At 71.5% G+C, this 13,012-nt stretch carries 11 protein-coding genes, 2 pseudogenes and 1 riboswitch; of the genes and pseudogenes, 6 read left to right on the forward strand and 7 right to left on the reverse strand.

Annotated features, from left to right (window positions below; translation table 11 throughout):
* Positions 1-14: 14 nt before the first annotated feature.
* The 3 genes from CW359_RS25275 to CW359_RS25285 are packed head-to-tail and all read left to right on the forward strand — an operon-like array spanning position 15 to position 2,570.
* Complete coding sequence (locus tag CW359_RS25275) at positions 15-893, forward strand: ABC transporter permease (RefSeq protein ID WP_105972407.1); 879 nt, start codon at positions 15-17, stop codon at positions 891-893.
* Positions 890-1,885, forward strand: a complete 996-nt coding sequence (locus CW359_RS25280; protein ID WP_105972408.1) for an ABC transporter ATP-binding protein — start codon at positions 890-892, stop codon at positions 1,883-1,885. Before CW359_RS25275 ends, CW359_RS25280 begins: the two co-directional genes overlap by 4 nt.
* Positions 1,878-2,570 (forward strand): ABC transporter ATP-binding protein, encoded by a 693-nt coding sequence (locus tag CW359_RS25285; protein ID WP_105972409.1) that lies wholly within the window; start codon positions 1,878-1,880, stop codon positions 2,568-2,570. Before CW359_RS25280 ends, CW359_RS25285 begins: the two co-directional genes overlap by 8 nt.
* A 1-nt stretch (position 2,571) precedes the next feature.
* Here the strand turns inward: CW359_RS25285 and CW359_RS25290 are convergent, their stop codons facing one another.
* The 4 genes from CW359_RS25290 to CW359_RS25305 form a co-directional block, all read right to left on the reverse strand.
* Positions 2,572-3,123: an SMI1/KNR4 family protein gene (locus CW359_RS25290; RefSeq protein ID WP_105972410.1), complete on the reverse strand. Its 552-nt coding sequence runs from the start codon at positions 3,121-3,123 to the stop codon at positions 2,572-2,574.
* A gap of 86 nt (positions 3,124-3,209) precedes the next feature.
* Positions 3,210-3,986 carry an ABC transporter ATP-binding protein gene (locus tag CW359_RS25295; RefSeq protein WP_105972411.1) on the reverse strand — a complete coding sequence of 259 codons (777 nt, stop codon included), beginning with the start codon at positions 3,984-3,986 and terminating at the stop codon, positions 3,210-3,212.
* Entirely contained in the window at positions 3,983-5,008 is a 1,026-nt protein-coding gene (locus CW359_RS25300) for a FecCD family ABC transporter permease (protein ID WP_105972412.1), read from the reverse strand. Before CW359_RS25300 ends, CW359_RS25295 begins: the two co-directional genes overlap by 4 nt.
* Complete coding sequence (locus CW359_RS25305; RefSeq protein ID WP_105972413.1) at positions 5,005-6,024, reverse strand: ABC transporter substrate-binding protein; 1,020 nt, start codon at positions 6,022-6,024, stop codon at positions 5,005-5,007. Before CW359_RS25305 ends, CW359_RS25300 begins: the two co-directional genes overlap by 4 nt.
* Positions 6,025-6,062: 38 nt before the next feature.
* A riboswitch (cobalamin riboswitch) is annotated at positions 6,063-6,244 on the reverse strand.
* An 88-nt stretch (positions 6,245-6,332) separates the two neighbouring features.
* Here CW359_RS25305 and CW359_RS25310 point away from each other — a divergent pair.
* The 3 genes from CW359_RS25310 to meaB are packed head-to-tail and all read left to right on the forward strand — an operon-like array spanning position 6,333 to position 11,310.
* Positions 6,333-8,141 carry a methylmalonyl-CoA mutase family protein gene (locus tag CW359_RS25310; RefSeq protein ID WP_105972414.1) on the forward strand — a complete coding sequence of 603 codons (1,809 nt, stop codon included), beginning with the start codon at positions 6,333-6,335 and terminating at the stop codon, positions 8,139-8,141.
* Complete coding sequence (gene scpA / locus CW359_RS25315) at positions 8,141-10,330, forward strand: methylmalonyl-CoA mutase (protein WP_105972415.1); 2,190 nt, start codon at positions 8,141-8,143, stop codon at positions 10,328-10,330. Before CW359_RS25310 ends, scpA begins: the two co-directional genes overlap by 1 nt.
* On the forward strand, positions 10,327-11,310 hold the full coding sequence (gene meaB, locus CW359_RS25320) for a methylmalonyl Co-A mutase-associated GTPase MeaB (RefSeq protein WP_105972416.1): 984 nt from the start codon (positions 10,327-10,329) through the stop codon (positions 11,308-11,310). Before scpA ends, meaB begins: the two co-directional genes overlap by 4 nt.
* Before the next feature lie 60 nt (positions 11,311-11,370).
* On the opposite strand, the pseudogene CW359_RS25325 reads toward meaB, so the two are convergent.
* The 3 genes and pseudogenes from CW359_RS25325 to CW359_RS25335 all read right to left on the reverse strand — a co-directional run.
* A pseudogene (locus tag CW359_RS25325) lies at positions 11,371-11,678 on the reverse strand (M56 family peptidase); the annotation flags it as partial.
* Between the two features lie 31 nt (positions 11,679-11,709).
* Positions 11,710-12,031 (reverse strand): annotated as a pseudogene (locus tag CW359_RS25330) (BlaI/MecI/CopY family transcriptional regulator); the annotation flags it as partial.
* Positions 12,032-12,052: 21 nt separating this feature from the next.
* Complete coding sequence (locus tag CW359_RS25335; protein ID WP_232838591.1) at positions 12,053-12,790, reverse strand: sulfotransferase family protein; 738 nt, start codon at positions 12,788-12,790, stop codon at positions 12,053-12,055.
* Positions 12,791-13,012: the final 222 nt, after the last annotated feature.

The raw sequence follows: 13,012 nt of genomic DNA on the forward strand, positions 1-13,012 counted from the left end.
CCGGAACCACCACCGTGGCAGAGGCCTCGGTCCCCACCGGCTGGCGGTCGCACGGCACGAACCGCCGTTCCACCCGCACCCTGCGCGTGCGCACCTCCGCCGCCCTGGTGACCGTGACCGTCCTCGCCGTGCTCCTCGTACCGCCGCTGGTCCAGCTCGACCAGCAGGCCGTCGACCTGTCCGCCAAGCTGCTCCCGCCGTCCTGGGCCCACCCGTTCGGCACCGACGACGTGGGCCGCGACCTGCTGCTGCGGTGTGTGTACGGGCTGCGGGTCTCGCTGCTGGTAGGGGTGGCGGCGGCGCTGACGGCGACCGTGGTCGGCACCGCCGTGGGGGCCGCAGCCGGTGCGCTGGGCGGCTGGGCCGACCGGGCCATCATGCGGATCGTGGACACGGTCGCGTCCGTGCCGCACCTGCTCCTCGGCATCTTCATCGTCGCGATGTTCCGGCCGGGCGTCTGGCCGGTGGTGGTCTCGGTCGCGCTCACGCACTGGCTGTCGACGGCGCGGATCGTGCGGGCCGAGGTGCTGTCGCTGCGTTCCCGCCCGTACATCGACGCGGCCGTCTCCGGCGGGGCGTCGCGGTGGCGGGTGACGGTACGGCATCTGCTGCCCGGTGTGCTGCCGCAGGCCGCGCTGGCCGCCGTACTGATGGTGCCGCACGCCATGTGGCACGAGTCGGCGCTCTCCTTCCTCGGCCTCGGGCTGCCCACCCATATGGCGAGCCTCGGCAACCTCGTCCAGGACGCACGCGGCTCACTGCTCGCCGGCCAGTGGTGGCCGACCCTCTTCCCCGGCCTGTTCATCATCGTCCCGACGCTCGCCGTGGCAGGGCTCGCCGGGGCCTGGCGGGAGCGGATCAACCCGCGCCGCAGATCGGAGCTGATGCTGTGACCCGGCGTTCCCCCGTGCTGTCGGTACGCGGTCTGTCGGTACGTTTCCTGATGCCGGGCGGGCGACGGGTGGCCGCCGTCACCGACGCGCGGTTCGAGGTGGCCGCCGGTGAGTGTCTGGCCCTGATCGGCGAGAGCGGCTGCGGCAAGTCGGTGCTGGCCGGAGCGCTCCTCGGCCTGCTCCCGGCCAACGCGCAGACCGCAGGCCACGCCCACCTCGGCGACCTCGACCTCCTCACCGCCGACGAACGAACCCTCGCCCGCACGGTACGGGGGCGCCTGGTCGGGCTCGTGCCGCAGAGCCCGGCAGCGCATCTGACCCCGGTCCGGACCGTACGTTCCCAACTGGCGGAGACTGTCGCCGCGTTGACCGGCGTACGGGGCCGCGCGGCCCTGCGCTCGGCCGGTGAGGCAGCCGCCGCCCGAGCCGCCTTCCCGGCGGACCACCTCGACCGCCACCCGCACCAGCTCTCCGGCGGCCTCGCCCAGCGCGCCGCCACCGCACTCGCCCTGGTCGGCGACGCGCCTCTGCTGCTGGCCGACGAACCGACGACGGGCCTCGACCGCGACCTGGTCGACCGGACCGTCGACGAACTACGGCGCCATGTCGACGCTCCCGACGGCGCGGGCGGGGCTGGACGGGCCCTGCTGATGATCACCCACGATCTGGCCGCCGCCGAACGCATCGCCGACCGGATCGCCGTCATGTACGCGGGCCGGATCGTCGAACTGACCGACGCCAGCACGTTCTTCGGCTCACCCGGCCCCCGCCACCCCTACAGCCGGGGCCTGCTCCGGGCCCTCCCCGAGCGCGACTTCTCACCCATCCCCGGGATGCCCCCGGAACTCGGCGACCTCCCCGAGGGCTGCGCATTTGCCGCCCGCTGCGACCGGGCGACCGGTGCGTGTGCCGCTCTTCCCCAGATGACAGACAGGGTCGCCTGTCACCACCCGTACCCGCACCCGTACCCGGCGGAGGGCTCACATGCTTGAACTGCGGACCATCACCGCCGGATACGACCGGCGCTCCCCCGTCGTACGGGACTTCTCCCTGATCCTCGCGCCGGGCGAGTCCGTCGGGCTGCTCGGCCCGAGCGGCTGCGGCAAGTCCACGCTGGCCCGGGTCGCGGCCCTGCTGCACCGCCCCGACGCCGGTGCGCTGGTCCTGGACGGCACGACGGTACGGCGCTGGCGGCACCGGGCGCCGCGCGAACTCCGTATCTCCGTGGGTGTCGTCTTCCAGCAGGCGCGGCTGTCGGCGGACCCCCGGCTCAGGCTCGCCGACGTGATCGCCGAGCCGCTGCGTGCCAACGGGCGGCGTGAGGAGGCGGCCGGGCGGGTCGCCGAGTTGGCCGAGGCCGTCGGACTGACCCCGGATCTGCTGACCCGACGCCCGCACGAGGTGAGCGACGGGCAGCTTCAGCGCGCCTGTCTCGCCCGTGCGCTGGCGCTCCGCCCCCGCTGGCTGATCTGCGACGAGATGACGGCGATGCTGGACGCCTCCACCGCCGCCGCGCTCGTCGGGGCCGTCGAGGACTACCGCACCGCTACGGGCGCGGGTCTGCTCGCGGTCGGGCACGACCGCACGCTGCTGGGTCGCTGGTGCGACCGTACGGTCCACTGGGGCGACAACGAGACCGGCAGCTCGGGGAAGGTCACCTGCGGCCGGTGCGGGTAGGTCATCTCCCCTTGCGCCAGTGCTCGAAGCGCGGATCAGGCTTGAAGTCCGTGCTGTACGAGGGGAGTTCACCGACGAAGAGTCGGCGAAGGAATTCGACCATGCCGCAGGGGACGACCTGGCAGGTCTTCCCGCCATGGCGGGCGAAAAGCAACACAGGCCACTTGTCGGGGTCCGGATCGCTGGTCCGCCAGCACAGGATGTCGGCGTGGGAGGTGGAGCCCCAGGCGAGGATGTCCTCCACGTCGAGGTCCAGGTCCTCCTGGTCGGCGCCCTCCTCCTCCCAGGTCAGGGTGGCGTTGCCCGTCTCGGACTCGAAGTCGTCCGGGGAGTGCTCGTAGGCCCCGGTGGGAAACGGGCCGAGGATGCCGATCTCGCCGATCTGCTCCGAGCTGATCTCACCGACGCCGTACACGGCCATGAAGGCCATGTAGTCCCGGGGAAACCTGGTCCCCCACCGCGCCTCGGCCGCCGCCCAGTCGATGTCCTCGCCCGCGCCCGGAGGCGGTGGCAGGAGTTGCCGCAACGCCTCGATCCCCGTCAGTTCCGCCATGGTGATCCCCCAGTTCCCCGCATGTCGATCAGGTCGTTTCCGAGTCTAGGGAGCACCACTGACAACGCCCCGCGTCCCAGGACTCCTCACTCCGGCCGGAGCGTCCCGAGGAACCGTACGTGCGGCCGGTCCCCGGGTTCGGCGCGGCTGACCGTGGCCTTCACGCCGTACACCTCGGCGATGAGTTCCTCGGTCAGGACGTCGTCCGGGCTGCCCGTCGCCACCACCCGGCCCTCCTTCAGGACGACCAGGGAGTCGCAGTACATCGCGGCCAGGTTGAGGTCGTGCAGGGCGACGACGGTCGTGACCGGCAGTTCGGCGACCAGGGTCAGGAGGTCCAACTGGTGCTGGATGTCGAGGTGGTTGGTGGGTTCGTCGAGGAGGAGTTCGCGGGGTTCCTGAGCCAGGGCGCGGGCGATCTGGACGCGTTGGCGTTCGCCGCCGGAGAGGGTGTGCCAGAGGCGGGCCGTCCGGTCGGTGAGGCCGGTGCGTTCCAGGGCGGTGTGGACGGCCTTGTCGTCGGCCGGGGTGGCGGGGGTCCAGGCTCGGCGGTGCGGGACGCGGCCCAGGCGTACGACGTCCAGGACCGTCAACTCGGTCTGTGTGTCGGCCTGTTGTTCCACGACCGCGAGGCGCTGGGCCACTGTCCTGCGGCCCAGCTCGCGCAGCGGTCTGCCGTCGAGGGTGACCACGCCCGAGTTGGGGGTGAGGACTCCTGCCAGCAGGCGCAACAGGGTTGATTTTCCTGAGCCGTTGGGGCCGAGCAGGCCGGTGACCGAACCGGTGGCCGGGGTGATGCTCACGCCGTCCAGGATCAGGTGTCCGGCGGCAGTGCGGGAGACGCGGTTGGCGCTGAGGGTCATCGGGGTGCCCTCCGGGTGCGGTACAGGACGAGGACGAAGGCCGGGACGCCGATCAGGGAGGTGACCACGCCCACCGGCACCTCCTGCGGGTCGAGGGCGGTACGGGCCAGGGTGTCCACCCAGACCAGGAACACGGCCCCGGCGACCGCCGTGACCGGCAGCAGTCGTACGTGCCCGGCGCCGGTCAGGGCGCGGGCGGCGTGCGGCAGGACGAGGCCGACGAAGCCGATCGCGCCCGCCGAGCTGACCAGGGCGGCCGTGAGCAGGGCGGTGACGCAGAGAAGGACCAGTCGGGTGCGGGCCACGGAGACGCCGAGCGTGGCCGCCGCGTCCTGGCCGAAGGCGAAGGCGTCCAGCGTCCGCGCGTATCCGAGGCAGATGCTCAGCGCCGCCACCAGGACCGCCAGACACAGCCACACGTCGGTCCAGCCCGCGCCGCTGAGCGAGCCGAGCAGCCAGAACAGGACGCCCTTGGTGGTCTCGGCGTCGGCGGCCGTCAGGACGACGAAGGACGTCAGCGCGGAGAAGAGCTGCATGATCGCCACGCCCGCGAGGACTACGCGGTCGGTCGTGGCGCCCAGGGTGTGGCTGAGCAGCAGCACCATGGCGAAGGAGACGACTGCCCCGACGAAGGCCCCGCCCGACACGGACAGCACCCCGCCGCCCGCGCCGAGGACGACGACCACGACGGCGCCGGTGGAGGCCCCGGAGGAGACGCCGAGGACGAAGGGGTCGGCGAGCGGGTTGCGGAGAAGTGACTGCATGACCGCTCCGCAGACCGCCAGTCCGGCGCCGCAGACTGCGGCGAGCAGGGTGCGGGGCAGCCGCAGGTTCCAGACGATGCCGTCCCTGATCGGGCTCAACTGCGAGTCCTGGCCGCCGAGATGGGCCGCCACAGCCGACCAGACGTCGCCGACGCCGATGTCCGCGGGGCCGATGGTGATGGCCACGGCGATGGACGCGGCGAGCGCGGCGAGACCGGTCACCGTCCACAACACAGTGGCCGGTACGGTCCTGGTCATCCGGCGAGCCGGTACTCACGCAGCGCGGCGGCGACTTTCTCCACGCCCTCGACGGTACGGATCGTCGGGTTCATGGCCTGGCCGCTGAGCAGCACGTACCGCTTGTTCTTGACGGCCGTCATGTTCTTGGTGGCCGCGTTGGACTCCAGGAACGCGATCTTCTTCGCGGCGGTCTCGGCGGTCTGGGACTTGCGGGTGAGGTCGCCGATCACCAGGACGTCGGGGTCGCGGTCGGCGACGGTCTCCCAGTTGATCTGCGGCCATTCCTCGATGGTGTCGTCGAAGACGTTCTTCGCGCCCAGCGCGTTGGTGATGATGCCGGGGGCTCCGCAGCAGCCCGCCATGTACGGGGACTCCTGGTTGGCGAACCAGTACAGGACGGAGCTGTCGGAGGCGTCGATCCCGGTGGTGGCCTTGGTGACGCGCGCCTTCAGGGACTCGACGAGTTCATCACCGCGCTCCTCGACGCCGAAGATCTTCGCGAGGTCGCGGACCTCGCCGTAGACCGATTCCATGGTCAGCGGCTTGGTGCGGGTGCCGTCGCCGCCGCCGCTGTTGTCCTTGCCCTCGCAGTCGGCGGGCGAGAGGTAGGTGGGGACGCCGAGTTCGGTGAACTTCTCGCGCGGGGCGACTCCGCCCTTGGCGAGGGTGGAGGCGAAGGAGGCGGCGACGAAGTCGGGTTCGGTGTCCAGGACCTTCTCGAAGGAGGGGGCGTTGTCGGCGAGCCGGGGGACGGAGGCGTTGGCCTTCTCCAGGTCCTTGAGCACCGGGTCGGTCCAGGTGGCGGTGCCGACCATACGGTCGGCGAGGCCCAGGGAGAGCATGATCTCGGTGGTGCCCTGGTTGAGGGAGACGGCCTGCTTGGGCGCGGAGGTGATCTCGACGCGCTCCCCGCAGTTGGTGAGGGTGAGGGCGACGGCCTTGGCGGGCTCGCCCGAGGAACCTCCGCAGGCCGTCAGGAGAAACGTTCCGGTGAGGAGCAGGGCGGAGCAGCGGGCTGTGCGGGTGACGGGCAAGGTACTTCCTCTGGCGTCGAGGGTCCAGGCGCGGGACCCGTTCGTACGGTCGGCCAGCAGGTCTTCGGACTCGGGGTCACCCGGACGGAGCGCCTTCCCGGAACCCAGCCGTTTCCGACCTTCGTCCAGTGGCTCGTGTTGCCCCGTCCGTCACCCTCACCGCTGCGCGTCAGCTCCGGATTCGCACCGGATTCCCTTGACTGGCCCTGGGAAATTATCACGTGAGGCCGAGGTCACAGTTCGGCCGAGGTCAAGGTCACAGCCTGGCGCTCTGCTGTGGCCGGACCTCTCTGCCCTAGCATCCGGGCATGACAGTCCTGCCCAACGACGGGCTCTCGCTGGCCGCCGAGTTCCCCTCCACGACCCATGAGCAGTGGCAGCGCCTCGTGGAGGGCGTACTGCGCAAGTCGGGCAAGGAGGTCTCGGGCGCGGCGGCCGAGGCCGCGCTGTCCACCGCGCTGGAGGACGGGATCACCACCCCGCCCCTCTACACGGCACGTGACGAGTCCCCCGAGCCCGGCTTCCCCGGCTTCGCCCCCTTCGTGCGCGGCGGACGGCCCGAGGGCAACACCGTCGGCGGCTGGGACGTACGGCAGCGGCACGCGACCCTCGTCGGCGACTCGGTCCTCGCGGACCTGGAGAACGGCGTCACCTCGCTCTGGCTGACCGTCGGCCCCGACGCGATCCCGGTGGCGTCGCTCGCCCGGGCCCTCGACGGCGTCTATCTCGACCTCGCCCCCGTGATCCTCGACGCCGGGCCGGAAGTCGAGTCCGCCGCACGGGAGTTGCTGCGGCTGTACGAGGAGCGGGGCGTCGCCAAGGAGGCGGCGCGCGGCAACCTCGGCGCCGACCCGCTGGGCCACGAGGCCCGTACGGGTGAGGAGTTGGACTTCGCGCCGGTCGTCGAGCTGGCGCGGCTGTGCGCCGAGCAGTACCCGGGGTTGCGGGCGCTGACGGTGGACGCGCTGCCGTACCACGAGGCGGGCGGCTCGGCCGGGCAGGAGCTGGGCGCGTCGCTGGCGACGGGGGTCGCCTACCTCCGGAAGCTCACCGAGGCGGGGCTGACCGTCGAACAGGCCTGTGGACAGCTGGAGTTCCGGTACGCGGCGACCGCCGACCAGTTCCTGACGATCGCCAAGCTGCGTGCGGCCCGGCGGCTGTGGGCGCGGGTCGCGGAGGCGTGCGGGGCACCGGCGGCCGGGGCGCAGGTGCAGCACGCCGTGACCTCGCCGGTGATGATGTCGCGCCGCGACCCGTGGGTGAACATGCTCCGCACGACGGTCGCGACGCTGGCCGCCGGGGTCGGCGGCGCGGACTCCGTCACGGTCCTCCCCTTCGACCACGCGCTGGGCCTGCCGGACGCGTTCGCGCGCCGGATCGCCCGCAACACGTCGACGATCCTGGTCGAGGAGTCGCATCTGGCCCGGGTGACCGACCCGGCGGGCGGCTCCTGGTACGTGGAGCGGCTCACCGACGAACTCGCCCACGCGGGCTGGGAGTTCTTCCAGTGGATCGAGGGGCAGGGCGGTCAGGCGGCTGCCCTCCGCTCCGGGAGTCTGGGGGACGCCCTGGCGGCGACCTGGGCGACCCGGTCCGCCAAGCTGGCCAAGCGGCGTGAGCCGATCACCGGGGTCAGCGAGTTCCCGAACCTCGCCGAGCGCCTCCCGGACCGCGAGCCCGCGCCCGAGCCGCCGTCCGGCGGACTCCCCCGGGTGCGGCGCGACGAGGCGTACGAGGCGCTGCGCGCCCGCTCCGACGCCCACCTCGCGGCCACCGGCGCCCGGCCGCGCGTGTATCTGGCGACCATCGGCCCGGCCGCCGCCCACACCGCGCGGACGACCTTCGTGTCGAACCTCTTCCAGGCGGGCGGCATCGAGCCCGTCACGTCGGGCACCTTCGAGGAGAGCGGCGCCACCGAGGCCTGCCTCTGCTCCAGCGACGCCCTGTACGAGGAGCAGGCGGCGACCGTCGCGGCCGAACTGAAGGCCGCCGGTGCCTCGCATGTGTTCCTGGCCGGCCGTCCAGGGCAGTACACAGACGTCGACTCGTACGTCTTCGCGGGCTGCGACGCCGTAGCCGTGCTCTCCGCCACCCTCGACCGCATGGGAGCGTCCTGATGACCAGCCCCTCCATCCCCGACTTCTCCGGGATCGAGCTGGGGACCCCGGCCGTCGGTACCGCCGCCGGTGCCGACGACTGGCGTACGGCCGTCAAGCAGGCGACCGGAGCGGACGAGACCTTCTGGGAGACCCCGGAGGGTATCGCGGTCAAGCCGCTCTACACCGGCCGTGACCTGGAGGGCCTGGACTTCCTGGAGACGTACCCGGGCGCGGCGCCGTATCTGCGTGGCCCGTACGCGACGATGTACGTCAACCAGCCCTGGACGATCCGCCAGTACGCGGGCTTCTCCACCGCCGAGGAGTCCAACGCCTTCTACCGCCGCAACCTCGCGGCCGGCCAGAAGGGCCTGTCGGTCGCCTTCGACCTGCCCACGCACCGGGGTTACGACAGCGACCACCCGCGCGTCACCGGTGACGTCGGCATGGCGGGCGTGGCGATCGACTCGATCTACGACATGCGGCAGCTCTTCGACGGCATCCCGCTCGACAAGATGACGGTGTCGATGACGATGAACGGCGCCGTGCTGCCGGTGCTCGCGCTGTACATCGTGGCAGCGGAGGAACAGGGCGTGCCGCCCGAGAAGTTGGCCGGGACCATCCAGAACGACATCCTCAAGGAGTTCATGGTCCGCAACACCTACATCTATCCGCCGAAGCCGTCGATGCGGATCATCTCCGACATCTTCTCGTACACCTCGCAGCGGATGCCCCGGTACAACTCCATCTCCATCTCCGGCTACCACATCCAGGAGGCGGGCGCGACGGCCGACTTGGAGCTGGCGTACACGCTCGCGGACGGGGTGGAGTACATCCGGGCGGGGCGGGACGCGGGGATGGACGTGGACACGTTCGCACCCCGGCTCTCCTTCTTCTGGGCGATCGGCATGAACTTCTTCATGGAGATCGCCAAGATGCGGGCGGCCAGGCTGCTTTGGGCGAAGCTGGTCAAGCAGTTCGACCCGCAGAACGCCAAGTCACTGTCCCTGCGCACCCATTCACAGACGTCGGGCTGGTCGCTCACGGCCCAGGACGTGTTCAACAACGTGACGCGTACGGCCGTTGAGGCGATGGCGGCGACCCAGGGTCACACCCAGTCGCTGCACACGAACGCCCTCGACGAAGCACTCGCGTTGCCCACCGACTTCTCGGCGCGCATCGCCCGCAACACGCAGCTGCTGATCCAGCAGGAGTCGGGCACGACCCGGGTCATCGACCCGTGGGGCGGCAGCGCGTACGTGGAGAAGCTGACGTACGACCTCGCGCGCCGGGCCTGGCAGCACATCGAGGAGGTCGAGGCTGCGGGCGGGATGGCGCAGGCCATCGACGCGGGCATCCCGAAGCTCCGGGTGGAGGAGGCGGCGGCGCGTACGCAGGCCCGCATCGACTCGGGGCGCCAGCCGGTGATCGGCGTCAACAAGTACCGCGTGGAGACCGACGAGCAGATCGACGTGCTGAAGGTCGACAACTCCTCCGTACGCACCCAGCAGATCGAGAAACTGCGGCGGCTGCGTGCCGAGCGCGACGAGCGGGCCTGCCAGGACTCGCTGGACGCGCTGACCCGGGCGGCCGGCGGCGAGGGCAACCTGCTGGAGCTGGCGGTGAACGCGGCCCGGGCGAAGGCGACGGTCGGGGAGATCTCCGACGCGCTGGAGAAGGTGTACGGGCGGCACGCGGGCCAGATCCGTACGATCGCGGGCGTGTACCGCAACGAAGCAGGCGAGTCCCCGTCCGTGGACCGCACCCGGACCCTGGTGGACGCCTTCGAGGAGGCCGAGGGGCGCCGACCGCGCATCCTGGTCGCCAAGATGGGCCAGGACGGCCACGACCGGGGCCAGAAGGTGATCGCCACCGCCTTCGCCGACCTCGGTTTCGACGTCGACGTCGGCCCGCTGTTCCAGACGCCGGGCGAGGTGGCCAGGCAGGCGGTGGAGGCGGACGTCCACATCGTCGGGGTGTCCTCGCTGGCGGCCGGGCACCTCACCCTCGTACCGGCGCTGCGCGAGGAGCTGACGGCGGAGGGCCGGGAGGACATCATGATCGTCGTCGGCGGGGTGATCCCGCCGCAGGACGTGCCGACCCTCATTGAGATGGGCGCGGCGGCCGTGTTCCCGCCCGGGACGGTGATCCCGGACGCGGCGTACGACCTCGTGCAGCGGCTCTCGGCCGACCTCGGGCACGACCTGTGATCGATCTCGACGCGTACGCCAAGGGCGTGCTCGACGGGAAGCGGGCGATCGTGGCCCGGGCCATCACCCTCGTCGAGTCGACGCGCCCCCAACACCGGGCGCAGGCGCAGGAGTTGCTGACCGCGCTGCTCCCGCACAGCGGCCGGGCGCGGCGGATCGGCGTCAGTGGGGTGCCGGGGGTCGGGAAGTCGACGTTCATCGACGCGTTCGGCACGATGCTGACCGGGCTCGGGCATCGGGTGGCAGTGCTGGCGGTGGACCCGTCGTCGAGCCGTACGGGCGGCTCGATCCTCGGCGACAAGACCCGGATGGAGCGCCTGGCGGTGGACCCGGCGGCGTTCATCCGCCCCTCCCCTACAGCGGGCACGCTGGGCGGGGTCGCCAAGGCGACGCGTGAGTCGATCGTGGTGATGGAGGCGGCGGGCTACGACGTCGTCCTGGTGGAGACGGTCGGCGTCGGCCAGTCCGAGACGGCCGTCGCGAACATGGTCGACTCCTTCCTGCTGCTGACGCTGGCCCGCACCGGCGACCAGTTGCAGGGCATCAAGAAGGGCGTCCTGGAACTGGCGGACGTCCTCGCCGTCAACAAGGCGGACGGCCCGCACGAGCGCGAAGCCCAGTCCGCCGCACGGGAGTTGGCAGGCGCCTTGCGGCTGATGCACGGGAGGGACGCGGCCTGGACACCGCCCGTCCTGACGTGCAGCGCCCGCGAGTCGATCGGCCTGGACACGGTCTGGGACCGCCTCGAACAACACCGCACCCTCCTCGACTCGTCCGGCCGCCTCACCGCGAAACGCCGTGACCAGCAGGTCGATTGGACGTGGACGATGGTCCGCGAGGAGCTGTTGGGGCGCCTGCACGCGGACGCGGATGTACGGGCGCTCGCGCCGACCCTCGAACGGCAGGTGCGGGAGGGCGAGTTGACGGCGACGCTGGCGGCGGAGCGGATTCTGAAGGCGTTCGGCGCGGGGGACCACTGAGGAAGGCCGAGGCGACACCTCTCTCCCTCCCTAACCTCCCTCCCTACCTGCCCGCCCCGTTCAGAGGGGTGTGGCGGCGTGCAGGATGAGGACCATCGTGACCGCCGAGTTGGCGGACGACATCGCCGATACGGCCGTACCCGCCGCCGCGCCCCAGGTCGCCAGACCGACCGCGGTGAACACCGAGGGACGGCTTCGCGCTGCGGGCGCGGGGCCCAGCAGGGCCGCCACCCGGCGCGGCACCGGGCCGGGGCGGCGAAGCCGGCCAGTGTGGGCGTCGGTGTGCCCCGGGACACGAAGGCCGCCTTGCCGATGGCCCGGGCGACGGTCCGGCGGCTGCCGATGCGCCGTGCCGCGTCCTCGTCGGCCCGAAGCTTCGGCTTCCGGGTTGGTGTCGGCTTCAGCTTCCTGCTTCTGGTGGCCCGGCAGTTCGCGCAGTAGCCGTTCGTCGGCCGCGTCGAGTCCGGTGACGAAGCCGGCCAGGACCGCCTCGCGGTCGTTCTCGCCGTCCAGGACCCTGCGCCGTCCAGGAGAAGGAGCGGCCCGCGCGTCCGCGGGTGACCGCGCCCTTGGCCAGCAGTCGGGTGGGGATCGTGATGACGGTCGTACAGGCCAGGTCGCCGCCGAGCCGCTCCTGTACCCAGCCCGCCGTCGCCGACCCCTCCGCCGCCGCTGTCCGCGTCGCGAGCGGACATCGTATGGACGCCGGGGGCCGCCGCACGTCGTCGGGCGGGCAGCCCGTTCAGCAGGCGTATCCCCAGGTGCGGGCGAGGTCGCGGAGTGCCTCCGGGACCTCCTCCGCCTCGGGCAGCGGCCGGGCCTTCTGGATCTTCCCGGACTTGATGTTGTCGCTCCAGTCGCCGATGAACGGCACGAAGGGCCCGTGGTCGCCCTTGCGGTAGTCGAGCATCCTCGGTGTCCAGGGCACACCGAGGTACGTACACAGCTCCCGGGTGACCGCCTCGGGTCGCTCGGTCAGGTCCTCGTAGCGGACGGTGAGGCCGTCCAGGCCGTTGCGGGCCGCCTCGACTGCCTTCACGTACATGCGTACTTCGCGGACGGTCGCGTCGAGGTCGCGGTCGGGGCGGTTGTTGATGAGGGAACTCACCATCGAGCCGGGGTGGCGCAGCAGGAAGATGTAGCGGGCCTGCGGCCAGCCCTCGTCGAGCCGTTCCCAGAAGCCCGCGTTGCCCGGTGTCTTGTCGACGATGATCCGCTTGCCGCTGCGTACGAGTTCCCGGTGCATGACCCGGTCCCACAGCAGGTGCTCCAACTCCCGCTGGTCGAGGTCGAGTTGGGCCATGGCCTTGCTGGTGTACGGCTTGGTGAGGTCGACCGAGAGGGTGCGCAGGTGCATCTCGTGGGGTGCCCGGATCTCGGGGTGGCTGTTGAGCAGGACCCGCAGGAGGGTGGAACCGGAGCGTACGGAGGAGATCACGAACACCGGGTCCGGGACGAGCCGATGGGCCGACTGCGGCACAGGAGGCTCCGCGAGACGTCGTACCCGTCGCCTCAACCCGCGGGCCACTCGGCGTACTTCCGGACCGACCAGGACCATGACTGTGCCTCCTTGATCCCCCGGTGTACAGAAACCTCACCACCCTCGAATCCCCCTTGGGTGCTTGACCATCCTGTGACCAAAGCCTGGGTCCGCCATGGGAAAGGAATGAGAAATTCCTGAGACCCGGCTCCTGCCTGCCCG

Source organism: Streptomyces geranii, assembly GCF_002954775.1.
GTDB classification, from domain to species: domain Bacteria; phylum Actinomycetota; class Actinomycetes; order Streptomycetales; family Streptomycetaceae; genus Streptomyces; species Streptomyces geranii.

Excerpts from the sequence above, each read along its gene's own strand:
- CW359_RS25310 (WP_105972414.1), top strand. The coding sequence starts at position 6,333 with ATGACAGTCCTGCCCAACGACGGGCTCTCGCTGGCCGCCGAGTTCCCC.
- CW359_RS25295 (WP_105972411.1), bottom strand. The coding sequence starts at position 3,986 with ATGACCCTCAGCGCCAACCGCGTCTCCCGCACTGCCGCCGGACACCTG.
- CW359_RS25285 (WP_105972409.1), top strand. The coding sequence starts at position 1,878 with ATGCTTGAACTGCGGACCATCACCGCCGGATACGACCGGCGCTCCCCC.
- CW359_RS25300 (WP_105972412.1), bottom strand. The coding sequence starts at position 5,008 with ATGACCAGGACCGTACCGGCCACTGTGTTGTGGACGGTGACCGGTCTC.
- scpA (WP_105972415.1), top strand. The coding sequence starts at position 8,141 with ATGACCAGCCCCTCCATCCCCGACTTCTCCGGGATCGAGCTGGGGACC.
- CW359_RS25290 (WP_105972410.1), bottom strand. The coding sequence starts at position 3,123 with ATGGCGGAACTGACGGGGATCGAGGCGTTGCGGCAACTCCTGCCACCG.